Here is a 22371-nt window from a genome sequence, read left to right on the forward strand (position 1 = left end):
CGGCCCGCCCTTCCAGACCCACCGCACCGACCCTCCGCGCTCCCGCCTGCCCCGGAAAGGACCGACGTGGCCCAGGTGTATCGAGGTGGCCAGCTCTACGGGACCGGCCACCCGGCCCGGTTGACCCCGCACGAGGTGCGGACCCGCACGTTCGACCCGCGCCGCCGCGGCGTCGACCCCGATCAGGTACGCGAGTTCCAGGCCCAGGTCGCCGACGAGCTGAACGACCTCCACCAGGAGGTACGGATACTCAGCCAGGAGAATGACCGGCTCAAGCGGGCGCTGCGCGACTGGCAGACCATGCATGCCCGGGAGTGCCGGCCGCCGCAGGAGTACCACACCAACGAGGGCCACTGGTAGCCGTGTGCCCCTCCCCCGGCGACCTGCTGATCATCGACGGCCGGGCCTCGGTGCAGTTCGCCGGGGACCGCGCCCTGACCTTCCGCGTGGTCTCGGTCTGCGACCGGCCGACGTACGCCGGCTGAGTCTGGCTTACCGGCTACGTCATCAACCGCGCCGGCCGGGCCACCGCCAAACGCGAGGTCTACGTCCAGCTCGCCGGCCTCCGCCGCGCTCCGGGCGCAAGTGCTCCGGCCCGACACGCGCGTCACGCCGTTGGTGCTCGCCCCTATGATCCGCTGAGTGACCAAGGTGACGACAGAGCAGCTGGCAATCACCCGAGGCAGCCTGCTCGGGCTGATGCTCGGTGATGCGATCGGCGCGACCGGCGGAAAGGCGCCGACCAGCGGGACGCTGCGGGCCGCCAGCACTGGGCCACATGCTGCAACGCTGCGGCATGCAACTTCGGACGTCAGTTCAAGTATCCCGAGTTCAGCGCGCCCAGCGAAAGGCAGGGGCGACGTCAACCGACTACGACAGTCCCTGCGACGGCCGAAATACGGTCTCCTGCCTGCACCTCTAGGTCGGCCGTAAGCGACGCACCCTCCCGTGCCGAGTTGAATTGCCCAATACTCTTGAACGCATGCCGGCCAACAAATACCGTCGAGCCCGACTGATCATCCTGTGCCAAAAGAAAGCCCCGGCTAACACTTCGGATAGTCAACCGACGCTGCCTCAACATTGAGAGGTCGGCGGCATCCCGCAATCTAACCACCGCCGCTCTCGGACGGTCCTGTGCCACAGCAACGATGAACTCCACCGAAATTCCCTGATTGAGAAAAATTCGATCTGGCGGGTTCTCCAGGTCTGTAGCATGAAAGAAATAATCACCCGAGCCATCAATCGCGGAGATGAACCCGAAGCTCCTTTCCGGCTTCCATGTCTTTACCGTCCCAACCAACTCGGACCCGACATCCCATTCCGCCGCACCTGACGACGCACTCTCGACGTCATTCAATCCACGGTTAGCGATCGCCTTCAACTCAGGGATTACATCAGTCGGCAGGTTTGGAGTTGCCAGCAGCCTAGCAGCATGGCCGGCGGCAAACCGATGTGCTTTGCCGCCAAAACTCGGAGAGAGAGATCGCGCCGACGACAAAACATGACGGATCGCCTCGTCCCGCCCGTGTCCGTCCGAGAGCCATGAGGCGAACCGAAGAGCGTCGGAAAGGCACTCCCAAAGGCGTTCCTCTAGACGTCGATCACGAATACCGCCTGCCAGCATTTGCGAACCCTCGTCAAGCGCCTCCTTGAGAGACTCCAGCGCGGTTGACGGGCTTCGCAACTCATCCGCCTCGACCTCGGCTCGTCGCCTCAGAGTATCCACGAGTTGGGTACCAGCGATCAACTGCCCTCGAACATCAGGCGTCCTGCACGCACGTCGAAGTACGTCTACCGCGGAAGAAAATTCCTGGACGTAGGTGAGAGCCTTTCCGAGTTCTAGCGCCGTCTCGTGCCGTTGCAGTACCTTATGCGCTGCCTTCGCATGTACTAGTGCGCTCTCCGAATCACGAACCTTTCGAGTAAGGTGGCCCGCGTAAAAGAAGTGCACCCTGGCCCGGGACTCCTCATCCCTTGCCAATTTCAGAGCCTGCTCGTAAGTCAAGGTCGCTTCATCGATTCTATTGATCTGCGATAGCAGAAATCCACGGACTCTAAATAGCTCCCAGTATTCGGGTTCCAACTGCTCAATCTCATGAATTATCCTGAGGGCTTCCTCGGTGTTGCCCTTCGATGAGATCGTGAGAGCCTGACGCAGCCTGAGGGCTGACGCTCTGTGCTCACCTGCTCCGCTGATCACATTTACCCGGAGTGGCGTTCTTCCTTGCTCAAGGCGAAGCCGTTCCTCTTCACGGCGGTACTCGTCCTCGGCCCGCTGGATCTGATGCAGGAATTCATTGCTCGCACCGCCGATTATCCTGAGGTATTCGACAAGAGCATCCGTCGCCTGGAAATGCTCCGTCATGGAGTCGTCGAGTAGGGAACTCGTGCAGAGGCTGCGTCGAAGAAGTTCCTGGATCACAAAACGAAGGTCGTCGGGAGTAGTGTCAGGAAAGTAAAGCTTCATATCTTGAACAGTCAACGGACGATTTACATGAGCCAGAACGACAGCAGCATCCTTAGCGCGCTCAGACAGCCCTTGGTACACATTCTGTACGCAGAACCGAATCAGGTCGGTTTGCTGCCTCAAAATTGTCTCCGGCGACTGTCCGGCTTCAACAGCAAGCACGAACCACTTGATGGCCAACGGACTGGTACCCAAGATCCTGAGTACCTGCTCAATCCTCTGGGGCGGCAACTTAGCAAAATGCTCAATCTGACGCGCGCGACAGAGTCGCCGGAAAAGATCTACCGCATACTGCATCTCCAATGGGCCGACGATTTCTCGCCGTTCAATCTCGCCTAGCCCCACTCGGGAGGTGAATAAGCATGTGACGGTTGCAGGCAGTTGGTCGACAAGGGTCACCACCTCGGCAGCACTAACGGTCTCCAAGTTGTCAATCGCGAGGATTGCATCAATACCCTCGAGCGACTGCGCAATTTCGTTAATGCCTCCTGCAAACGATGTATCTAGCGGAGCAGCAAGGCTCGGGATAGCGTCTTCCAAAGAGCGCACCGCTTCTCGGATCACTTGGACGCCCGCTGCAGTTAGCTGCTCTGTTTTGAGGCTCACCCAGGCGATTAGGTCGTAGGGCGACTCCAGATCCTCCGCCACCTCGTGAAGAGTTTGCAAAGCTAGCGCCGTCTTACCTACACCACCTGGGCCGGCGAGCGTAAGAACGGGAAACCGGCGCTGTATGAGAAGACGCCTTACACGTTCCACCTGACGACGCCGGCCGATAAGGCCGGTCTCGTCAAAGTCCGGCAAGGGCAGGTTGTTGATAACCCTAGATGCAAAGGGTCTAGCATATGACGTCGTGGGTGACCACGTTGGGTCCTCTCGCAGTTGCTTCAGGGTGGTTTTCAAGCTGTCCCCGACAAAGCCGCCATCGTGCAAATCCTTCAACCAACGAGCAGCATTGTCGTAGTCGTCTGGAAGCAGTGGGCGACGGTGCATTACCCTATTTCGGATACCTATGAGGTCTTCTAGACGTCGGGCACTCGCAGCCAATGACTCTCGCACCCCTGCAGGCAGCGCTTGGCTAGATCGATTGAGGATGGCTATTTCATCCCCAAGGTCCAGGTAATCCAGGATGTCCGAACCAGCGCTCGCCGCCCCAGCGTCGTCGAGATACCGCTCAACGGCCTTGTCATAAGCCGGACCTAGCAATTGGCGCTCATCAGTTACACCCAGAAGATGCGCCCGCACTAGGTCACGAAGATCATCCTCCAAGGCTCCGATCAACGCATAGAGACGATTCCGGTCAAGCATCTGCGTCATTCGGTCCCCCCACCTTGCGTCCGAACAGGAGCCACATTACGCAACGTACACAGCTTCCGTCGTTTTCGCGATGGGCCACAGCGGCCGAGAGCGACCCTCCCAAGGGGAGTGACCACTAACGAACGATTTGCCCCTTGTGAATGGGCACCGGCTATGGATAAGGAGGAGCGGCCAGCGGACCGCGCTCGTCATGCCACCAGGGACCGATGGGCGTTGACGACCCAGGCGTCCGGCAACGCAATCCACTCGTTGTCACCCACCCGCACCACCGCACCGTCCAGCTTGGGCAGCAGCGCCGGATCCTCCATCGGGCAGAGCACCCACACGCCCCCCGCCCCACCGCGCGCAGCGTCTGCCAGCTCGTAGAGCCGGTCCATCGCCCGGTACCGCGCCAGCACCGCCGCATCGTGCAGCAGCACCGGCCCGGCATCAGCAGACAACGAGGCCCGCAGCGATGGCAGGGCCAACTCCCAGGCCCGCTCGACGTACTCCCCCAGCTTGATCGCCCCCCGGGAGCCGGGCGGAGCAATGTCCGCGCCGACCACCGTCTCCCAGGTCGGCTTGGGGTGCGCGTCGACCAGGGCGTGCAGGTGGTCGAGGAAGCGGGCCGCCACGTTGACCGGCCGGGCGTCGAAGCGCCGGGCCAACTCCTCGCGCGCCAGGCCGTACCGCGACAGTCGTACCGTCAGCGCCCGGAACCCGCCGGCGGACCTCGCGCCGGTCAGCCGCTCCTCGGCCCGCATCGCCGCCGCCAGCTCCGGCGACTCGGCCGTCCACCGGCTCGGCGCGATGGTCACCGACGGACGCCGCTGCATGATCGACATGGAGGACGAGGCGTTGCGGGGCGGCGGCGGGACGTACTTGTCGCGGTCCCAGCGCAGCTCGAAGCCGGCCTCGGCGAGCAGCCGGTCCAGTTTCGGGTGCGGCGGCAGCGGATCCAGCTCCGGGAAGCGCGTCCTCACCCGTTGGGTCACCTGCTCCGGTGTCAGCCCGCGGCCCCCATCCGGCGAGGTCGCCGGGGGCACCACGCCGGCCTGGGCCAGCCGCAGCGCCCGTACCGGATCCAGGTCGCGCGGGTAGAGCTCCAGCCGCGCGGTCGCGGCGGCCCGCTCCGAGGCCACCGCAGCCAGCAGCACGCGTCGCCGCTCGTCGATCGCGTCGGCCGCCCCGCCGGGCGCGGTCACCGCCGCGAGGGTACGCAGCACCGTCGCCGGGCTGGGCAGCACCTCGCTGGCGGCGAGCTTGTCGGCGGTCTTGCCGAGCGCGTCGGCGTAGTCGAGCAGCGCCGGCGCGGCCGGGGTGTCCGGCGCGTCGTCCTCGCCGGCTTCGAGGGCCACCAGCAGCCGGTCACCGCGCGGGTGCGGCTTGCCGTTGATGTCGGCGCGGGCGTGCCGGCGCAGCAGCAGGCGCGGCTCGTCGGCGCGCGCGTCGACCTCCACGGCGGCCCGCACCGCGGCGACCGCCACCGCGAGACGCAGCGCATCCCCGGTACGCACCGAGCCGCGGCTGCCGAGCAGCGCCGCGGCCAGCTCGGCGACGCCCATCACCCGGCCGCCGTCGCGCAGCAGCTCGATGATCTGGGTACGCACGCTGCCGACCACCGGGATGTCGTGCCAGCGTTTGCGCTGCTTGCCGAGGACCTGCGCCACCCGGCCGGAGGTGACGCCCAGCGCGGTGGCCACCTGCGGCTGCTGCGGCCAGATCGGCAGGGCCGGCAGCGCGCCAGACTCGTCGGGCAGGTGCAGCAGCAGCCGGGTGCCCTCGATCTCGGTGGCGTTGCGACCGTTCTTCGCCGGGACGAGCAGCGTGGCGATCGCGTCCAGGCCGACGCGTACCAGATCCGCGTCGCCGTCCCCGGCGGCGGTCTCGGTGGCCGCCTCGGCGGTGGCGGCCTTGCGGGCGGCCGGCGTGGTGGAGATGGTCTCCCGCTCCCCCAGCCGCTGGCGCCACTCCTTGACCCGGCGCTGCAGCTCCTGCCGGGTCTTCGCGCCCAGGCCGGGCAGGTGGGCGAGCTTGTTGGCCACCGCGAGCAGCTCGCCCACGGTGGTGGCCTCCAGCCGGTGCGCGGCGGACACGGCGCGCGGAGTGAGACCGGCGGCCTCCAGCGCGGTGGCCCGGGTCGCCCTGGTCGCGGCCTCGTCGCGGGCCGCCGCGGCGCCCTCGACGTCCGGCTCCTCGGTCTCGATCTCGGGGTGGTCGGTGCCGACCGGGGCACTGGCGTCGGAGCGGCGGAAGAGCTGCTGCCAGGCGTCGCGCATGTCCTTGAGCGAGGCGAACCGCTGGCGGTGGTCGCGGTGCAGGGCGCGCTGGAGGAACTCGACCAGGCCGTCGCGGACCGCCGGGTCGAACGCCTCTACGGCGAGCACCGGCGGGCCCTCGGTCAGCTGCGGCTCGGTGCCGCCATCGCCCCAGACCGGCAGCTCACCGGACGCCATCTCGTGCAGGGTGACCCCGAGCGCGTACCACTCGGCGTGCTTGTCGTAGCCCGGCCGGTTGGCGGTGCCGAGAAACGGGTCCAGGTAGCGCGGGGTGCCAGCGGTGATCTCCTTGACCGAGACGCCGGCCAGGGAGAAATCGAAGAGCACCAGCTGCCGGGTGCGGTTGGGGCGGACCCGGATGGCGATGTTGTCGGGCTTGATGTCGCGGTGGTAGACGCCCTCGCCCTCCAGGTAGTCGAGGGCGCCGAAGAGGTAGTCGCTGTAGGTTTCCAGCTCGTCGACGGTGAGCCGGCCGTCGTCGCGCAGCTTGCGGGCCAGGGTGCGGTCACCGGCGTGCTCCAGCACGATGACCGTGCGGGTGCCGATCTGCAGCGGCTCCGGCCGGGCCAGCCGGATCACCCGCGAGTCGGTGAGCGGGCCGAGCACCCTCGCCTCGTGCGCGAGCCGGGCGCCCTTCTCGTCGGAGAGCCCGACCTTGAGCACCTCCTCGCGGCGGGTGCGCTCGTTGAAACCGAGGAACGCCCGGCAGGTCGACCCGGTGCCGAGGCTGCGGACGATCTTCCACTCGCCGACCCGGTCGCCGCCGCGCGCCTCGAGAGGGTCGACCTGCTCGGGCTCCGGCTCCTCCGGGTGCACCGACGCCGGCGGCGGGGCGGTCAGCTCCTCCTCGACCACCTGGAGCATCTCGACGAACTCGGCCACCGTGGTCAGGCGCTGGGTCGGCACCGGGGCGGTGGCCGCCTGGATCAGCTCGTCGGCGAACTCGGTGATCCCGTCGGCGATCGCGGAGGCGCGCAGCCCGTTGTCCCGGGCCAGCCGGGTCAGCAGCTCGGCACGCTTCGCGGCCGGCGGCTGGCCGGTCAGGATCAGGTAGCTCAGCGCGCCGAGGCCGAAGACGTCCATCGCGACCGCGTCCGGCTTCGGCGTGGTCAGTTCCGGCGCGAGGTACGCCTCGGCCGAGCGCTCGATGTGCGAGGCCGCATGCGTGGAGAGGGTGACCGGGTCGCCGCTGCTGCCCCCGCCGCTCCCGTCGACACCGCGGGTCGCCGCCTGCCAGTCGCTGATCTGCAGCTGAGGGATCAACCACGCCTCGTCCTCGCTGCCACCCCGCCGCCGGCGTCCCGGGCTGACCAGCACGCTGCGCGCCGACAGCGCACGGTGGTGCAGCCGCCGGCGGTGCGCGTACGCCACCGTCTCGGCGAGTTGGCGGATCATCGCCAGGCGGCTCAGCGCGTCGAGGCGGTCGCCGTACTGGGCCATGTAGTGGTCGAGGCGGATCGAGCGGGGGTCGTACCGGAAGATCAGCGCCGGCCCGGCCTCGTGCGACTCCATCGAGTCGACCTGGACGATGCCGGGGTGGTTGATGCCGTGCAGCACCTGCATCTCGCGCTTGGCGGCGCGTTCGATGCTGGCCCGCTCGGCCTGGACGGCGTTCCGCTCGACCAGGTAGATCCGGATCCGGCGGCGCTCCCGCTCCAGGTCACCGTGCCGGGCCTGGTGGTCCTGCCAGGTCGGGCCGAGGTCGAACGGGCGCGGCTCCAGCTCCCACGCGCCGATCTGGTAGTGCCGCCGGCTGCGGGCGATGCCGACCTCTTTCAGCAGGTCCGGCAACGCCGCCGACATCTCCTTGGTGACCCGCTGCTGCTCGTCCTGCGGCGGACGCTGCAGGAACGAGCCGATGGTCGGCAACTGGCCCGGCTGGTGGCCGGGCATCGGCTCGGGCCCGTAGATGCCGTGCAGGTGGTGATCGGAGAGCCCGATATGCAGCCCCGGCTTGGACAGGAACACCGCCGCCTGCACGAACGGAATCGTGACCTTCGCCCCCTTCCGGCGTTCGGCGGCGACCTGGAGCAGCGACTTGAGCTTCTTTGCCTTCGCGTCGGCCAGGTGCAGGGGGTTTTCGAAGACCCGGGTTTTGTTCGGCCCGTTCAGGATCCAGTTGGAGCCGCTGGAGATCAGCCGGCCGGTCAGGCTCTTGATCTCGATCAGGTAGAGCCCGCCCGGGGCTGCGACCAGCAGGTCAACCTCGTAGGGGTGACCGGTCTGCGCGGTGAAGGTGAAGTTGGACCACGCCCGGTATGGCTCCGTATCCGGCAGCAGCGCCTGGACGTGCGCCAGCGCCTCCCGCTCGTGCGCGAACTGCGACGGCGTGATCGTGGTCCACCGGCCCTCCTGCATGGCAGAGATCCTAGGGCCAGGTGACCAGGCGGTAGCGGTTTGCCGGCCTGCACACCGCCTGACGGTCGCGGCGGAACGGCCGGGCAGGTCCCCGGCCGTCCCGCGTGATGGTCAGGATCGGGGGTGGGCCAGGAAGAAGTCCCAGCTCAGGTTGCTGGCGTCCGGGCCGGACGGGTCGCCGTAGAGGCTGCACGAGCAGCCACCCGGGTAGACGTGGCCGGCCCCGTCGATCAGGTACTGCTCGATCATGACCGTCCCGCCGGTCGACCGATGAACCTTGTGGGTGTACGTCCGACCGCCCGCCACCTGGCCGCGTTCGACCAGACTCGGGGTGGCGGTGACGTCGCCGTCGTCGACGCCGTCGATGGCCAGGTCGTCGGTCTGTGCCCACTGGCCGGCGATCCGGCCGGCGGTCGACGGGGGCACCACGAGGTCGGCGGTGCCCTGGAAGATCAGCACCGGTACCGGTCGCGCCCGGCTGCCCATCTCCCGCCAGGCGTCGAGCCCGGCCTGGTCGGGCGAGCGCAGTTGCAGCAGGTCGCACTCGTACTCGCAGCCGGCGACGGTGGCGACTGCGGCGTACAGGTCGGGGTAGGTCACGCCCATGATCACCGACATGACGCCGCCGGCGGAGACGCCGGTGGCGTAGATCCGCTTCGCGTCGACCGTGTAGCGCGAGCGCATCAGGTTGGTGATGCCGGCGATGATCGACGGCTCGCCCCAGCCCCGGTGCTGGTTGGTCGACAGCGGCCAGTTCCAGCACTGGGCCGGGTTGGCGAGGATGGACTGGTCGGGGAAGACGACGAGGAAGCCACGCCGCTCGGCCAGGGCACTCAGCCCGGTCAGCAGATCGAAGCCCACGTCGTTCTCGGTGCAGCCGTGCAGGGCCACCAGCAGCGGCATCGGCGTGCCGGCCCGGTAGGTCGACGGCACGTAGCCGTGGTAGTCGCGGGTGCCGGCGAGGCTGGTGTAGGTGCCGTAGAAGTAGCTGCCGCTGGCCGCCTTGGCGGGGGCGACCGGTGCCGCCGTCAGCGCGAGCACGGCGGCGAGGGCGGTGGTGGCGAGCCGGCGAAGTCGGGTGGTGACGCGCCGGGTGGGGGCCGGATCGGGCATGACCGACTCTCCTCTGCTGGTCGGTGGGGCTGCCAATCGATTGGTAGGGTAGTGACGCTGGTCACTATCCGCTCGGTGCGCTACGGTGTCAACCAATCGATTGGTTGGCGCACTGGGAAGGAGAACCAGCCCGGTGACGCAACCGCCCTGGAACCCCCGCCGGCTCACCGCGGTCGCCGCGGACCTGCCCCAGGACGTCACCCCGCCCGGCACACGGGGCCGCATCCTGCGCGCGGCGTTGAAGCTCTTCGCCGAGTACGGCTTCGCCGGCGCCTCCATCCGAGACATCGCCCGCGAGGTCGGCATCAACTCCGCGACCCTCTACGCGCACTACCCCGCCAAGGAGCAGATCCTCGCCGAGCTGATCCGACTCGGCCACGAGGAGCTGCACCGGCGCATGCGCGAGGCGTCCGCCGCCGCCGGCGACGAGCCGACGGAACAGCTCGCCGCGCTGGTACGCGCCCAGGTGCTCACGCACGCCGACTACCCGCTGCTGGCACTGGTGGCCAACCACGAGTTGCATGCCCTCTCACCGGAGCGGGCCGCGCCCGCGCTGGCGCTGCGCGAGGAGGCCCGGCAGCTCCTGCTGACCGTGCTGGCCCGGGGCGCGGCGGCGGGCGCGTTCGACATCGAGGACATCCCGTTGACCGGCATCGCCATCGGCAGCCTCGGCATGCGGGTGGCCAACTGGTTCGGCCCCGACCAGCCGTACACCCGGGACCAGGTCGCCGACGCCTTCGTCGGCTTCGCCCTCCGACTCGTCGGCAGCCCACTCCCCCGAGGCTGACCGGCACCCCCTCACGAGAGGTTGACCAGATGGAACAGGTGAAGGTCGAGGTGCCGGACGGCACGCTGACCGCGCTCCGCTTCGGCACCGGCCCGAAGATCGTCGTCGCCGCCCACGGCATCACCGCCTCCGGCATGGCCTTCCGGGCGGTCGCCCGGCAGCTGCCCCCGGACTGGAGCCTGATCGCGCTCGACCTACGTGGCCGGGGCGGCAGCAACGAGCTGCCCGGCCCGTACGGCATGACCCGGCACGCCGAGGACATCTGCGCCGCCGCCGAGCAGTTCGGTCAGGGGCGGCCGGTGGCGCTGGTCGGGCAGTCGATGGGCGCGTACGCGGCCCTGCGCGCCGCGGCCCGCCGGCCGGAACTGTTCACCCGCCTGGTGCTGGTCGACGGCGGCCTGCCGTTGCCGGTGCCCGCGGACGCCGACCCGGACGCGGTCCTCGCGGCGACCCTCGGGCCGGCCATCGCCCGGCTCAGCGACACGTTCGCCTCGGAGGAGGTCTACGTCGATTTCTTCCGCGCCCACCCGGCCCTGGCCGCCGACTGGAACGACGACATGATCGCCTACGTCCGGTACGACGTGACCGGCCCGCACGGCGCGATCCGGTCCCGGGTCAGCGGCGACGCGGTCCGCGAGGACGGCCGGGACCTGCTGGTCGGTGCGGCCTCCTTCGGCGCCGACCTGGTCGGGCTGGCCGTCCCGACGATGCTGCTGCACGCCCCGCGCGGCATGTTCGGTCAGGAACCCGGCATGCTGCCCGCACCCCTGGTGGCGCACTGGCGGGAACAGGCCCCGCACCTGGTCACCGAACTGGTCGAGGACTGCAACCACTACACGATCCTGATGACCGAGGGGCCGGCGGCCGTCATCGCCCGGCACCTCACCGCCGAATGAGCGCCGGAGCGGAGGGCACGATGAGCAACCTCGCCTCGATGCTGGTGGCGGCGGCGGCGCGCGCCCCGGAGCGACCGGCCCTGCGGCTCGGCGGCCGGGTGGTCAGCTACGCGGAGTTGGACGACGCCTCGGCGCGGTGCGCCGGCTACCTGCGCGCGCACGGGGTACGGCCCGGCGATCGGGTGGCGCTGATGCTGCCGAACGTGCCCGAGTTCGCCATCGGCTACTACGGCATCCTGCGGGCCGGTGGCGTGGTCGTGCCGATGAACCCGCTGCTCAAGCCTCGGGAGGTCGGCTACCACCTGGACGACTCGGGGGCGAAGGGGATCCTCGCCTGGCACGCCGGAGAGCGGGCCGACATCGACCGGGCCGACGGGGTGAGCCTGGTGGTGGAGCCCGGCCGGTTCGCCGAGACCCTGGCGGCGTACGAGCCGGTGACCGAGGTCGCCGAGCGGGACGCCCTGGACACCGCCGTCATCCTCTACACGTCGGGCACCACCGGGCAGCCCAAGGGGGCCGAACTCACCCACGACAATCTGCGACGCAACGTCGAGGTCAGCAGGACGACGCTGCTGCGGCTCGGCCCGGACGACGTGGTCTTCGGCGCGCTGCCGCTGTTCCACTCCTTCGGCCAGACCATCGCGCTGAACTGCGCGGTCGCCGCCGGCGCCTGCCTGACCCTGCTCCCCCGGTTCGACGCCGCCGAGGCGCTGGCCATCCTGGTCCGCGACCGGGCCACGATGTTCGCCGGCGTACCGACGATGTACGCGGCGCTGCTCCAGGCGGCCGGGTCAGGTGAGCCGGACCTGTCGGCGTTGCGGACCTGCGTGTCGGGTGGCGCGGCACTCCCGGTCGAGCTGCTGCGCCGGTTCGAGGAGAAGTTCGGTTGCGTGATCCTGGAGGGCTACGGGCTCTCCGAGACCTCGCCCGTGGCGTCGTTCAACCATCCCGACCGGCCGCGCAAGCCGGGCACCATCGGCACCCCGATCGAGGGCGTCGAGATGGACGTCCGCACCGCTGACGGCGCGGCGGCCCCGATCGGTGAGGTGGGTGAGATCGTCATCCGCGGGCACAACGTCATGAAGGGTTACTGGCGGCGTCCGGAGGCCACCGCCGAGGCGATCGTGGACGGCTGGTTCCGTACCGGCGACCTCGGCGCCCGGGACGAGGACGGCTACTACCGGATCGTCGACCGGACGAAGGACCTGGTGATCCGCGGCGGGTTCAACGTGTACCCCCGCGAGGTGGAGGAGGTCCTCTACGAGCACCCGGCCGTCGCCGAGGCGGCGGTGCTCGGCACCCCGCACCCGACGCTCGGCGAGGAGGTGGTCGCCGTGGTCGCGCTGCGGCCCGGCGCCTCGGCCACCCCCGAGGAGCTGCGCGACCACGTCAAGGCGCAGCTCGCCGCCTACAAGTACCCGCGCCAGGTGTGGATCGTGCCGGCGCTGCCCAAGGGGCCCACGGGGAAGATCCTCAAGCGGTCCATCACGGTTCCCCCGCCCGCCTCGACCTGACCGCAGCGGGCCGGTGCGTGGCGCGCTCAGGAAGCGAGCGCCGCGTACCGGCCGGCCCGGTCGAGCAGGCTCTGCCTTTCAGCCCACCCGACGGGCGGTGAGGAGGAGATATTCCCACTCCATGACCGTCGCCCCCGCGCCGCGGTCGTTGCGGCGCGCGAGTTCGGCGAGGTCGCGATCGAGCGCGGCAGTGCGGTCCGGGTCGTCGGCGATGCCCCGGTACGCCGCGACGGTGGGGCCGTAATTGGTCTTGAAGTAGTCGCGGAACGCCTCGGGCGTGGCGAACCCGTCGACCCGCAGCGTCTGGCGGCGCGCCGCGATGTCGGCCACCCGGTCCCCGAACAGGGCGCGCACGTGCTGCTCGTCGCCCCACAGCGGAGCGGGCTGCGCCCCGGGTGGCGGCGCTGCCACGTAGGGCTTCAGCGTGGCGAACAGTTGCCCGATGAACCCCTGCGGCGTCCAGCTGAGCAGGCCGATGGTGCCGCCAGGCCGGCAGACCCGGACCAGTTCGTCCGCGCCGGCCTGGTGGTGCGGGGCGAACATGACGCCGACACAGGACAGCACCGTGTCGAACGAACCGTCGTCGAACGGCATCGCCTCAGCGTCCGCCTGCCGCCACTCCAGATCGGCACCCTGCTGGTCGGCCAGTCGCCGGCCCACCTCCAGCAGCTCCGGGTTCAGGTCGCTGGCGGTGACCTGCGCGCCGGCCAGCGCGGCCGGTATCGCCGCGTTGCCCGATCCCGCGGCGACGTCCAGCACCCGGTCACCGGATCGGATCCCGCACGCCGCGACCAGGGTTCGCCCCAGCTCGGGGATGATCTCGGACGCCACGGCCGGGTAGTCGCCGAGTGCCCACATGGCGCGGTGCCGGGACTTGAGGGCCTTGTCGGCCGCGTCGATGGATGTCGTCATGGCTGTCTCCTCCGTGTCTGCTGCTCCTGCCAGTGACGCTAGGGACGGCCGCGCGGCGCGCCTAGTACACGTTCTGTACCGGGCGTGTGTGCAGCCCGGTGACTACGCTTCGGACATGGGGTCGTCGTATCACCAGTTCTGCCCCGTCGCCAAGGCGATGGAGCTGCTCGACGGGCGGTGGACGATGCTGATCGTCCGCGAGCTGGTCAGTGGCAGCGGGCGCTTCAACGAACTCCGCCGCGGGCTGCCCCGGCTCTCGCCCGCACTGCTGTCCCGGCGGTTGCACGAGCTGAGCGTCGCCGGCATCGTGCGTCGGGAGGCCGACGGCACGGAGGTACGGTACGTCCTGACGGCCGCCGGCCAGGAGCTGCGTCCGATCGTCGAGGCGCTCGGGGTGTGGGGCGTCCGCTGGGTCGGTGAGATCGGCGACGAGGACCTCGACCCGAAGCTGTTGCTGTGGGACATGCATCGCCACGTCGACCACACGGTGGTGCCGGACGGACGCACGGTGGTCCGGTTCAGCTTCACCGACGTGCCGCCGAGGCAGCGTGACTGGTGGCTGGTGATCACCCCGACGGAGACGGACGTCTGCGACGCCGATCCCGGCTTCCCGCTCGCTGTCAGCGTCCGCGCCAGCCTGCGCGCCCTGATCGACGTCTGGCGCGGTTACTCGACGTGGTCAGACGCACTGCGCGGCGACACGGTCGAGCTGCAGGGACCGGAGGCGCTGCGCCGGGCGGTGCCCCGCTGGTTCACCCTCTCCCCGTTCGCGTCGGTGCCCCGACCGGTCTGAGGCGTGACTGCCCGATCAGGCGGCGAGCGCCGCGTACCGGCCGGCGCGGTCGAGCAGGCTCTGGTGGGTGCCGGTCTCGACGATCCGACCGTGGTCGATCACCGCGATCTGGTCGGCGTCGCGGACCGTGGAGAGCCGGTGCGCGATGGTGACCACCGTGCGGCCCTCCGACAGCGCGTCGAAGGCCCGCTGGACGGCCCGTTCGGTCTCGGTGTCCAGCGCGCTGGTCGCCTCGTCCAGCACCAGGATGCGCGGGTCGCGCAGCAGCGTACGGGCGATCGCCAGGCGCTGCTTCTCCCCGCCGGAGAAGCGGTGGCCGCGGGAGCCGACCACCGTGTCGTACCCGTCGGGAAGGCCGGCGATGAGGTCGTGGATCTGCGCGGCGCGGGCCGCGTCCTCGATCTCGGCGTCGGTGGCGGCGGGCCGGGCGTACCGGAGGTTCTCCCGCACCGTGGTGTGCAGCAGGTAGGTCTCCTGGCTGACCACGCCCACGACGGCCGCGAGGTCGGTCAGCCGCAGGTCGCGCAGGTCGACGCCGTCGATGGTGATCCGGCCGCTGCCGGGGTCGTGCAGCCGGCTGACCAGGGCGGCCAGGGTGCTCTTGCCGGAGCCGGTCTCGCCCACCAGGGCCAGGCTGGTGCCGGCCGGCACGTCCAGGGTGATCCCGGCGACGGCGGCGGTGTCGCTGCCCGGGTAGCTGAAGGTGACGTCGGTGAAGCGCAGGTGGCCGCGGACCCGCGCCGGGTCGACCTCGACCGGGTGCGCCGGGTCGTCCACCTCCACCGGGAGGTCCAGGTATTCGAAGATCCGGGCGAAGAGCGCCAGCGAGGCGGTCAGCGAGACGCCGACGTTGAGCAGCCCCATCAGGGGACGGAACAGCCCGCCCTGCAGGGCGGTGAAGGCGACCAGCGTGCCGATGCTGAGGGTGCCGGCGGTGCCGGGCAGGCCGGCGCTGAGGTAGATGACCGCCGGGATGGCGGCGAAGATGACCGTCATCGTGGCCATCCGCCAGCGTCCGGCCAGCTCGGAGCGGAGTTCGAGGTCGACCAGGCGGGCCGAGGAGGTGGCGAACCGGTTGATCAGTGCGGCGCCGGCGCCGAGGGTCTTGCTGAGCTGTACGCCGCTGATCGACAGCCCCTCCTCGATGGTGACATTGAGGTCGGCCAGCTCGCGCTGGCGCTGGGCGGTGATCTCGCGGCGCATCCGGGCGACCTTGCGGGTCAGCCAGATCGCCGGGGGCAGCACCACCAGGGAGACCAGGGAGAGCCGCCAGGACAGCGCCACCATGGCGACCGCGGTGGCCACCACCGTGGTGAGGTTGGCCGCGATCGAGGTGGCGGTGGAGGTGACGACGGCCTGCATGCCGCCGATGTCGTTGGTGATGCGGGACTGCACCTCGCCGGTGCGGGTGCGGGTGAAGAACGCGATCGACTGCCGCTGCAGGTGGGTGAAGACGTCGGTGCGCAGCCGGTGCATCACCAACTGGCCGACCCGGGTGGAGATCCAGGTCTGCACGACGCCGAGGACGGCGGTCACGGCCGCGACCGCGACCATGCCGACGACCAGCCAGACCAGCAGGGCCAGGTCGCGCTCCGGCAGCGCGCGGTCGATCACCGTACGCAGCAGGAACGGCGTGGCCATCGCCAGCACCGAGGAGACCATGATGATCACGGTGATGGTGGCCAACTGCCAGCGGTACGCGGTGAAGAGCCGGCCGATACGGCGCAGCGACACCTCGCGGGCCTGGGCCTTCTCGGCGGCGGTGACGGTACGGGGGGCGCCACCGCGGCCCTGCCGCTGCGTGGGGGTCGGGTCCAAGGAGTGCCTCTTCCTGTCGGAGACAATTGCTGAGGTTACCTCATCATGAGGTAGCAACACGAGTTTCTGCTACGGTATTCCGGTGGACGCCGACGAGCGCGAGGCGCACGAGGAGAGCCTGCCCGAGCTGTTCTGGGCGGTCGCCCGCCAGCTGCGCCACCAGTCCCGGCGGACCCTCGAACCGTGGGAGATCAACCCCGGCCACGCCCGCGCCCTCGCGGTGCTCGGCCGGCACGGCGCCCTGCGGCTCAGCGCGCTCGCCGACCACCTGCACATCGCGCCCCGCTCCACCACCGAGGTGGTCGACGGTCTGGAGGAACGGGGGCTCGTCGCGCGCCACCCCGACCCGGCCGACCGGCGCGCGACCCTGGTCGCGTTGACCGACGAGGGTACCCGGACCGGCGCGGCCATCCGCGCGGCCCGCAACGCCGAGGCGGACCGTTTCTTCGGCCACCTCTCCCCCGCCGATCGCGAACAGCTCACCCGCATCCTGCGTACGCTGCGCGACTGACCTCACCCGTCGCGCTTCATCCGTCCGCGCGGCGACTGGCCAGGATCGCCAGCACCTCACGGCGTACCGCGTCGGTCTCGTGCACCAGGCGGCGGTGCGCGAAGCGCACCGCGAGGATGCCGGCGGTGGCGAGCAGCGCGTCCCGGCGTAGGTCTGTCTCGCGTTGTCGCCGGTCACCGTGGGGTGGCGGCGCCGTCGAGTTCGAAGTCGACCCGCTCCCGCTCGGCCCAGACGTCCAGGTACATCGTCCGGCGACCAATGACGATCCGTGTCTGCCGTTGGAACGGCGGCATCCCCGGGCCGGTGAAGACGTGGTCGTGACCCCAGATCTCCAACGGGCTGCGGCAGCCGGCCCGGAGCCGATCCAGCAGCGTCCGCAGCTCGGCGCGACCGGCCAGTCTCGGGCTCACGCGCAGCGCGGCGCCGAGCCGCTGCGGTGTGGTCAGCCGATCGTTCACCGCCCGGATCACCGCATCGAGCCTTTCCGCGGGAGGCAACAGCGGCCACGCGTCGACCAGCGCCCGCTCCAGCCGGACAAGCGGGAGACCACCTCGACTCAGGACCTGCGGTGGCGCGAGGGTGAACCCCCGCCGGTGGTGAATGAGGAGGTGTGGCCGTGGGCGGAGCCCGGAGCCGGCGGCCACGTCGAGATGCACCGACTCACCCAGGGGCTGCCTGCGCAGCCCCCACACGTCGAGGGCGCTCAACTGACTCAACGCGGCTCGCCCGTCGGCGTACGCGAGCGCGGCGCGCTGCGCCGCCGATGGATCGAGGCGGGCGAGCACAGGATCCCCCGGAAGGACCGGCTCCCGAATCAACCCGGCATCGACGTAGACCTGAGGCAGCACCCGGACGAGGTGGCCGGCTCGACAGGCTCGGCGCAGCATCCACTCCGGCACCACCTGCCGCGCCACACCCCAGGTGACCACGCCGCCTCGATGCCTGACCAGGGACCCGAGCACCTCGTTCACGCCGCAGACCCTGCCGCGCCCTCAACCCCACCACAAGCACGAAAAGCCCTCCTGTGGAAGGCTCACCCCCCTGTGGACAACCCCCATCCGCCCCCGCGACCTGCTACGCCCACCGTGATCGACTACGTGTCAGCGGCTCATCCACCGGCGTGTCGGGTCGCTGAGGCGTAGACGATCAAGCTGGGCGCGGAGGTGGGTGCGTTCGGCCTCATTGGAGGTGCGGGCGATGGCGGCCTCGTAGGCCAGCGCGGCCTCGGTCGCTCGGCCGAGGCGGCGCAGCAGGTCGGCGCGGACGGCGTGGAAGACGTGGTACGGGTCCAGGTCCAGGTCGTCGACGAGGGCGAGCGCCACGGCGGGGCCGTGCACCTCGGCGACGGCCACCGCCCGGTTCAGCGCCACCACCGGGCCGGGGGCGAGCGCCTGGAGCTGGTCGTAGAGCTGGAGGACCTGGCCCCAGTCGGTGTCGGCGGCGGTCGGGGCGTCGCTGTGCACGGCGTTGATCGCGGCCTGGAGCTGGTACGGGCCGGGCCGGTTGCGGCGCAGGCAGCGGCGGACCAGGGCCTGCCCCTCGGCGACCAGGGTGCGGTCCCAGCGGGTGCGGTCCTGTGCGGCGAGCGGGACGAGCGCGCCGTTGGCGGTGACCCGGGCGGGCCGGCGGGCCTCGGTGAGCAGCATAAGCGCGAGCAGGCCCACCGCCTCCGGCTCATCGGGCATCAGGTCGACCAGCAGCCGGCCCAGCCGCAGCGCTTCGGCGCAGAGCTCCGCGCGGACCAGCCGCTCCCCCGCGCTGGCGGTGTGCCCCTCGTTGAAGATCAGGTAGACCACGGCGAGCACGGCCCGCAGCCGGTCGGGCAGGTCGGCGTCGCCGGGGACCCGGTACGGGATGCCGGCGTGGCGGATCTTGGCCCTGGCGCGGACCAGCCGCTGGGCCATGGTGGCCTCGGGGACCAGGAAGGCGCGGGCGATCTCGGCGGTACTCAGCCCGCCGAGCAGGCGGAGGGTCAGCGCGACCCGGGCGGCCGGGCCGAGCGCCGGGTGGCAGCAGGTGAAGATCAGGCGGAGCCGGTCGTCGCGCACGGGTCCCTCCTCGGCCGGTGGCTCCTGGGCGTACAGCAGGGCGGCCTGGGCGTGCCGGTCCGCCCGGGACGCCTCCCGGCGCAGCCGGTCGACGGCCCGGTTCCGGGCGGTGGTGATGATCCAGCCGGCCGGGCTGGGCGGTGGCCCGGTCTCCGGCCAGCGCCGCACCGCCTCGGTGAAGGCGTCCTGGACCGCCTCCTCGGCGAGGTCGATGTCGCCGAGGACGCGGACCAGGACGGCGACCGCCCGGCCGTACTCGGCGCGGAAGGCCGCCTCGACGTCGAGGGTCACCCCTCGCCCTGGAAGGGGCGGACCTCGATCGGCAGGGTGGTGGCGAGGGCGTAGCGGCGGCCCCATTCGAGGGCGGCGTCGAGGTCGGCGGCCCGGATGACGGTGAAGCCGCCCAGATATTCCTTGCCCTCGACGAACGGGCCGTCGGTGACCAGCACCTCGTCGCCCTTCGGGCGCAGCACGGTGGCGGTCTCCGGGGCGTGCAGGCCCTGGCCGAAGACCCAGCAGCCGGCCGCCGTCAGCTCGTCGCGGATGACGCCGATCTCCCGCATCACGCCGGCCAGGAACTCCGGGTCCGGCAGGCCCTCGCCGGCCGGCTGGTAGATGCTCAACAGGTACTGCTTCATGTCGCCCCTCCTGGTGGATGTGGACCAGCTTCCACCCTCCACACGATCGGCGGGCCGGCGGATCGACACTCCGGCGACGAATTTCCTCAGGCGCGGGTAGCCGGCGGCCAGGATCCGGTGCGCGGACATCGCGCACGACCGGGGGTCGTCCGGGGTGGCCGCGCCGAGGTGCTGGCCGGGCACGCCCGACTGACCCCTATTCCATAGATAATCTTGACTGCTTCTATTGAAAACTATCTACGCTTCATGACCTAATACTGACAGTTCCTTTCGCCACTCCCGCCGCCTCGCGCGGCGACCCCCAGGGAGGAAAGATGAACCGTCTCCGCGCGGCCGCGGCCGCACTCCTGGCGACCGTCACGGCGGTCGCCACCGTCGGCCTCGGCGCCAGCCCCGCCAGCGCCGCCCCAGCGGGGCTGCCCGGCATGGACGTCTCCAGCTGGCAGGGCAACGTGAACTGGTCGGCCGCCTGGAACAACGGCGCCCGGTTCGCGTACGTCAAGGCCACCGAGGGCACCGGCTACACCAACCCGTACTTCGCCCAGCAGTACAACGGCTCCTACAACGTCGGGATGATCCGGGGCTCGTACCACTTCGCCCTGCCCAACAACTCCAGTGGCGCCACCCAGGCCAACTACTTCGTCGACCACGGCGGCGGCTGGTCCAAGGACGGCAAGACCCTGCCCGGCGCGCTCGACATCGAGTACAACCCGTACGGCGCGACCTGCTACGGGCTGAGCCAGGCCTCGATGCGCAGCTGGATCGCCTCCTTCGTCAACCAGTACTACGCCCGCACCGGCCGGTGGGCGACCATCTACACCACCACCGACTGGTGGACCACCTGCACCGGCAACACCTCGCAGTTCGCCGCCAACAACCCGCTCTGGATCGCCCGCTACTCCAGCACCGTCGGCACCCTGCCGGCCGGCTGGGGGACGTACTCGTTCTGGCAGTGGGCCTCCTCCGGCACCTTCCCCGGTGACCAGAACGTCTGGAACGGCACCCTGGACCGGCTCAAGGTGCTGGCCTGCAACGGGCCCTGCTGACCCACGACCGGCGGCGGGCCGCCCGGCCCGCCGCCGGCACCACCGGAACGAAGGAGGCCCCATGTCCGTACCCGTGTCCCGCCGGACCATGCTGCGCGGCGCGGTCCTGCTCGGCGCCGCCGCCGGCGCCTCCGCCCTGACCCAGGTCGGCGGGGACGGCAGCGCGCGCGCCGTCGCCACCCCCGTCGACCAGCCGGTCATCGCCAACTGCGCCACGTGGAGCGCCCGGCCTCCGTCGTCGGCGGTCAGCGTGGTGCAGAGCCGACCCAACAAGATCATCATTCACCACACCGCGTTCCCGAACACCACCGACTACAGCCTGGCCCGGGCGTACCAGAACTCGCGCGACATCCAGAACCTGCACATGGACAGCAACGGCTGGCTCGACTCCGGGCAGCACTTCACCAACAGCCGGGGCGGGTACCTCACCGAGGGCCGACACGGCAGCCTCTACGCGCTGCTGCACGGGCAGACCATGGTGCAGGGCGCGCACTGCGTCGGGCAGAACAGCCAGGCGATCGGCATCGAGAACGACGGCATCTACCTCGACGTGCAGCCGCCGCAGGCGCTCTGGGACAGCCTCATCGTCTTCTGCGCCTTCACCTGCCAGCAGTACGGCATCCCGGCCAGCGAGATCTACGGGCACAAGGACTTCAACAACACCCAGTGCCCCGGACTGTTGCACGGCCGACTCCCCGAGCTGCGCTCCGCCGTCGCCGCCCGACTCGGGTGATTGCTTATATAAGCTCGGGCTGATACAAAGGGTCGGTGCACGCCTTCGACGTCCTCGGCGACCCGGTACGCCGCCGCATCCTGGTGCTGCTCGCCGAGGGCGAGCTCAGCGCCGGGGAGGTCTGCGCGGTGATCCAGCGGGAGTACGGCATCTCGCAGCCGGCCGTCTCGCAGCACCTGCGGGTGCTGCGGGACAACGGCTTCGCCACCGTCCGGCCGCAGGGCGCCCGCCGTCTCTACGCCGTCGACCCGCGACCGCTGCGCGAGGTCGACGAGTGGCTGGCCGGCTTCCGCCGGTTCTGGGCCCCGGCCCTGGACGCCCTCGCCACCGAACTGGCGCGTGGTCGACGCGAACGGCGCTCGCACCCACCGAAGGACCCGAGCGAGGAGAGATCCCGATGACCGACGTCACGCACCAGATCAGCTCCGTGCGGCGCACCGTGGGCAGCCGGACACTGGAAGCCGGCGAGGCCCGCGTGGTGACCATCAGCCAGACGTACGACGCGCCGCTGGACGACCTCTGGGACGCCTGCACCAGCGCCGAACGCATCCCCCGCTGGTTCCTGCCGATCTCCGGCGAGCTGCGGCTGCACGGCCGCTACCAGCTCGAGGGCAACGCGGGCGGCACCATCGAGCGCTGCGACCCGCCGAAGAGCTTCGCCGCCACCTGGGAGTACGGCGGCGACGTCAGCGGGATCGAGGTCCGGCTGACGCCGGAGGCCGACGGGCGTACCCGGTTCGAACTGGAGCACGTCGCGCACGTCGACGACGAGCGCTGGGCCGAGTTCGGCCCCGGCGCCGTGGGCGTGGGCTGGGACATGGGCCTGCTCGGCCTCGCCTCCCACCTGGCCGCCGACGGCGCCGGCGTCGCGCCCGAGGAGGCCGCCGCCTGGTTGGGCTCCGAAGAGGGGCGGCAGTTCATCACGCTGAGCAGCGAGAGCTGGGGCGAGGCCAGCGTCGTCGCCGGCACCGACCCGGAGGCAGCGCGGGCGGCGGTGGCGCGCACCACCGCCGCGTACACCGGCGCGCCGGCCGCCTGACCACCGGTCCAGGACACATCGGACCCGGTCGGGGTACGCACGCCGCGCCCCGCCGGGAGCCGGACCTGGAGACCCGGATCGCGATCCTGCAGAAGAAGGCGGCCCAGGAGCGGCTGTACGCCCCGC

At 70.4% G+C, this 22371-nt stretch carries 18 protein-coding genes and 1 pseudogene; 11 read left to right on the forward strand and 8 right to left on the reverse strand.

All coding sequences use genetic code 11. From position 1 onward, the window contains the following. Positions 1 to 66: 66 nt before the first annotated feature. Positions 67 to 360, forward strand: a complete 294-nt coding sequence (locus AB0I41_RS27335; protein ID WP_357113244.1) for a DivIVA domain-containing protein — start codon at positions 67 to 69, stop codon at positions 358 to 360. Then, positions 354 to 575: pseudogene (locus AB0I41_RS27340) on the forward strand (hypothetical protein); the annotation flags it as partial. The gene AB0I41_RS27335 and the pseudogene AB0I41_RS27340, both read left to right, overlap by 7 nt. A gap of 287 nt (positions 576 to 862) precedes the next feature. Here AB0I41_RS27340 and AB0I41_RS27345 read toward each other — a convergent pair. The 3 genes from AB0I41_RS27345 to AB0I41_RS27355 form a co-directional block, all read right to left on the reverse strand. Continuing rightward, positions 863 to 3781: a cold shock domain-containing protein gene (locus AB0I41_RS27345; RefSeq protein WP_357113246.1), complete on the reverse strand. Its 2919-nt coding sequence runs from the start codon at positions 3779 to 3781 to the stop codon at positions 863 to 865. Between the two features lie 188 nt (positions 3782 to 3969). Then, complete coding sequence (gene pglW / locus AB0I41_RS27350) at positions 3970 to 8397, reverse strand: BREX system serine/threonine kinase PglW (RefSeq protein WP_357113248.1); 4428 nt, start codon at positions 8395 to 8397, stop codon at positions 3970 to 3972. Between the two features lie 111 nt (positions 8398 to 8508). Further along, entirely contained in the window at positions 8509 to 9510 is a 1002-nt protein-coding gene (locus AB0I41_RS27355) for a PHB depolymerase family esterase (RefSeq protein WP_357113250.1), read from the reverse strand. A gap of 133 nt (positions 9511 to 9643) precedes the next feature. On the opposite strand from AB0I41_RS27355, the gene AB0I41_RS27360 reads away from it, so the two are divergent. From AB0I41_RS27360 to AB0I41_RS27370, 3 genes are read left to right on the forward strand one after another with little or no spacing between them, the layout of a single operon-like run. Next, the gene (locus AB0I41_RS27360; RefSeq protein WP_357113252.1) at positions 9644 to 10297 is read left to right on the forward strand and encodes a TetR/AcrR family transcriptional regulator; all 654 of its coding nucleotides are present in this window, start codon (positions 9644 to 9646) and stop codon (positions 10295 to 10297) included. A gap of 29 nt (positions 10298 to 10326) precedes the next feature. Continuing rightward, entirely contained in the window at positions 10327 to 11193 is an 867-nt protein-coding gene (locus AB0I41_RS27365) for an alpha/beta hydrolase (protein ID WP_357113254.1), read from the forward strand. A 20-nt stretch (positions 11194 to 11213) separates the two neighbouring features. Then, positions 11214 to 12707 (forward strand): long-chain fatty acid--CoA ligase, encoded by a 1494-nt coding sequence (locus tag AB0I41_RS27370; RefSeq protein ID WP_357113256.1) that lies wholly within the window; start codon positions 11214 to 11216, stop codon positions 12705 to 12707. A 78-nt stretch (positions 12708 to 12785) separates the two neighbouring features. Here AB0I41_RS27370 and AB0I41_RS27375 read toward each other — a convergent pair whose 3' ends face one another. After that, on the reverse strand, positions 12786 to 13619 hold the full coding sequence (locus AB0I41_RS27375) for a class I SAM-dependent methyltransferase (protein ID WP_357113258.1): 834 nt from the start codon (positions 13617 to 13619) through the stop codon (positions 12786 to 12788). A 115-nt stretch (positions 13620 to 13734) separates the two neighbouring features. Between AB0I41_RS27375 and AB0I41_RS27380 the strand changes: the two genes are divergently transcribed. Next, positions 13735 to 14412, forward strand: a complete 678-nt coding sequence (locus tag AB0I41_RS27380; RefSeq protein ID WP_357113260.1) for a helix-turn-helix domain-containing protein — start codon at positions 13735 to 13737, stop codon at positions 14410 to 14412. Positions 14413 to 14427: 15 nt separating this feature from the next. On the opposite strand, the gene AB0I41_RS27385 is transcribed toward AB0I41_RS27380, so the two are convergent. Next, positions 14428 to 16230: an ABC transporter ATP-binding protein gene (locus tag AB0I41_RS27385; protein WP_357113262.1), complete on the reverse strand. Its 1803-nt coding sequence runs from the start codon at positions 16228 to 16230 to the stop codon at positions 14428 to 14430. Between the two features lie 82 nt (positions 16231 to 16312). Between AB0I41_RS27385 and AB0I41_RS27390 the strand changes: the two genes are divergently transcribed. Beyond that, positions 16313 to 16741 carry a MarR family transcriptional regulator gene (locus AB0I41_RS27390; protein ID WP_357113264.1) on the forward strand — a complete coding sequence of 143 codons (429 nt, stop codon included), beginning with the start codon at positions 16313 to 16315 and terminating at the stop codon, positions 16739 to 16741. Between the two features lie 173 nt (positions 16742 to 16914). On the opposite strand, the gene AB0I41_RS27395 is transcribed toward AB0I41_RS27390, so the two are convergent. From AB0I41_RS27395 to AB0I41_RS27405, 3 genes are all read right to left on the reverse strand, one after another. Further along, positions 16915 to 17712, reverse strand: a complete 798-nt coding sequence (locus AB0I41_RS27395) for a hypothetical protein (RefSeq protein WP_357113266.1) — start codon at positions 17710 to 17712, stop codon at positions 16915 to 16917. Positions 17713 to 17841: 129 nt separating this feature from the next. After that, positions 17842 to 19080, reverse strand: coding sequence for an RNA polymerase sigma factor (locus AB0I41_RS27400; protein WP_357113268.1), 1239 nt, complete (start codon positions 19078 to 19080; stop codon positions 17842 to 17844). Beyond that, positions 19077 to 19427 carry a YciI family protein gene (locus AB0I41_RS27405; protein WP_357113270.1) on the reverse strand — a complete coding sequence of 117 codons (351 nt, stop codon included), beginning with the start codon at positions 19425 to 19427 and terminating at the stop codon, positions 19077 to 19079. Before AB0I41_RS27405 ends, AB0I41_RS27400 begins: the two co-directional genes overlap by 4 nt. A 314-nt stretch (positions 19428 to 19741) precedes the next feature. On the opposite strand from AB0I41_RS27405, the gene AB0I41_RS27410 reads away from it, so the two are divergent. The 4 genes from AB0I41_RS27410 (at position 19742) to AB0I41_RS27425 (ending at position 22245) form a co-directional block, all read left to right on the forward strand. After that, positions 19742 to 20473 carry a lysozyme gene (locus AB0I41_RS27410; protein ID WP_357113272.1) on the forward strand — a complete coding sequence of 244 codons (732 nt, stop codon included), beginning with the start codon at positions 19742 to 19744 and terminating at the stop codon, positions 20471 to 20473. A gap of 61 nt (positions 20474 to 20534) precedes the next feature. After that, on the forward strand, positions 20535 to 21206 hold the full coding sequence (locus tag AB0I41_RS27415) for a peptidoglycan recognition family protein (protein ID WP_357113274.1): 672 nt from the start codon (positions 20535 to 20537) through the stop codon (positions 21204 to 21206). Positions 21207 to 21241: 35 nt separating this feature from the next. Then, positions 21242 to 21607 carry a metalloregulator ArsR/SmtB family transcription factor gene (locus AB0I41_RS27420; protein ID WP_357113276.1) on the forward strand — a complete coding sequence of 122 codons (366 nt, stop codon included), beginning with the start codon at positions 21242 to 21244 and terminating at the stop codon, positions 21605 to 21607. Further along, a complete protein-coding gene (locus AB0I41_RS27425) occupies positions 21604 to 22245 on the forward strand; it encodes an SRPBCC family protein (protein ID WP_357113278.1) in 642 nt (213 codons plus the stop codon). The genes AB0I41_RS27420 and AB0I41_RS27425 overlap by 4 nt, the downstream gene beginning before the upstream one ends. Positions 22246 to 22371: the final 126 nt, after the last annotated feature.

The organism is Micromonospora sp. NPDC050200, assembly GCF_040656135.1.
GTDB lineage: Bacteria > Actinomycetota > Actinomycetes > Mycobacteriales > Micromonosporaceae > Micromonospora.

Excerpts from the sequence above, each read along its gene's own strand:
- AB0I41_RS27345 (WP_357113246.1), bottom strand. The coding sequence starts at position 3,781 with ATGACGCAGATGCTTGACCGGAATCGTCTCTATGCGTTGATCGGAGCC.
- pglW (WP_357113248.1), bottom strand. The coding sequence starts at position 8,397 with ATGCAGGAGGGCCGGTGGACCACGATCACGCCGTCGCAGTTCGCGCAC.
- AB0I41_RS27355 (WP_357113250.1), bottom strand. The coding sequence starts at position 9,510 with ATGCCCGATCCGGCCCCCACCCGGCGCGTCACCACCCGACTTCGCCGG.
- AB0I41_RS27365 (WP_357113254.1), top strand. The coding sequence starts at position 10,327 with ATGGAACAGGTGAAGGTCGAGGTGCCGGACGGCACGCTGACCGCGCTC.
- AB0I41_RS27370 (WP_357113256.1), top strand. The coding sequence starts at position 11,214 with ATGAGCAACCTCGCCTCGATGCTGGTGGCGGCGGCGGCGCGCGCCCCG.
- AB0I41_RS27375 (WP_357113258.1), bottom strand. The coding sequence starts at position 13,619 with ATGACGACATCCATCGACGCGGCCGACAAGGCCCTCAAGTCCCGGCAC.
- AB0I41_RS27380 (WP_357113260.1), top strand. The coding sequence starts at position 13,735 with ATGGGGTCGTCGTATCACCAGTTCTGCCCCGTCGCCAAGGCGATGGAG.
- AB0I41_RS27405 (WP_357113270.1), bottom strand. The coding sequence starts at position 19,427 with ATGAAGCAGTACCTGTTGAGCATCTACCAGCCGGCCGGCGAGGGCCTG.
- AB0I41_RS27410 (WP_357113272.1), top strand. The coding sequence starts at position 19,742 with ATGAACCGTCTCCGCGCGGCCGCGGCCGCACTCCTGGCGACCGTCACG.
- AB0I41_RS27415 (WP_357113274.1), top strand. The coding sequence starts at position 20,535 with ATGTCCGTACCCGTGTCCCGCCGGACCATGCTGCGCGGCGCGGTCCTG.
- AB0I41_RS27425 (WP_357113278.1), top strand. The coding sequence starts at position 21,604 with ATGACCGACGTCACGCACCAGATCAGCTCCGTGCGGCGCACCGTGGGC.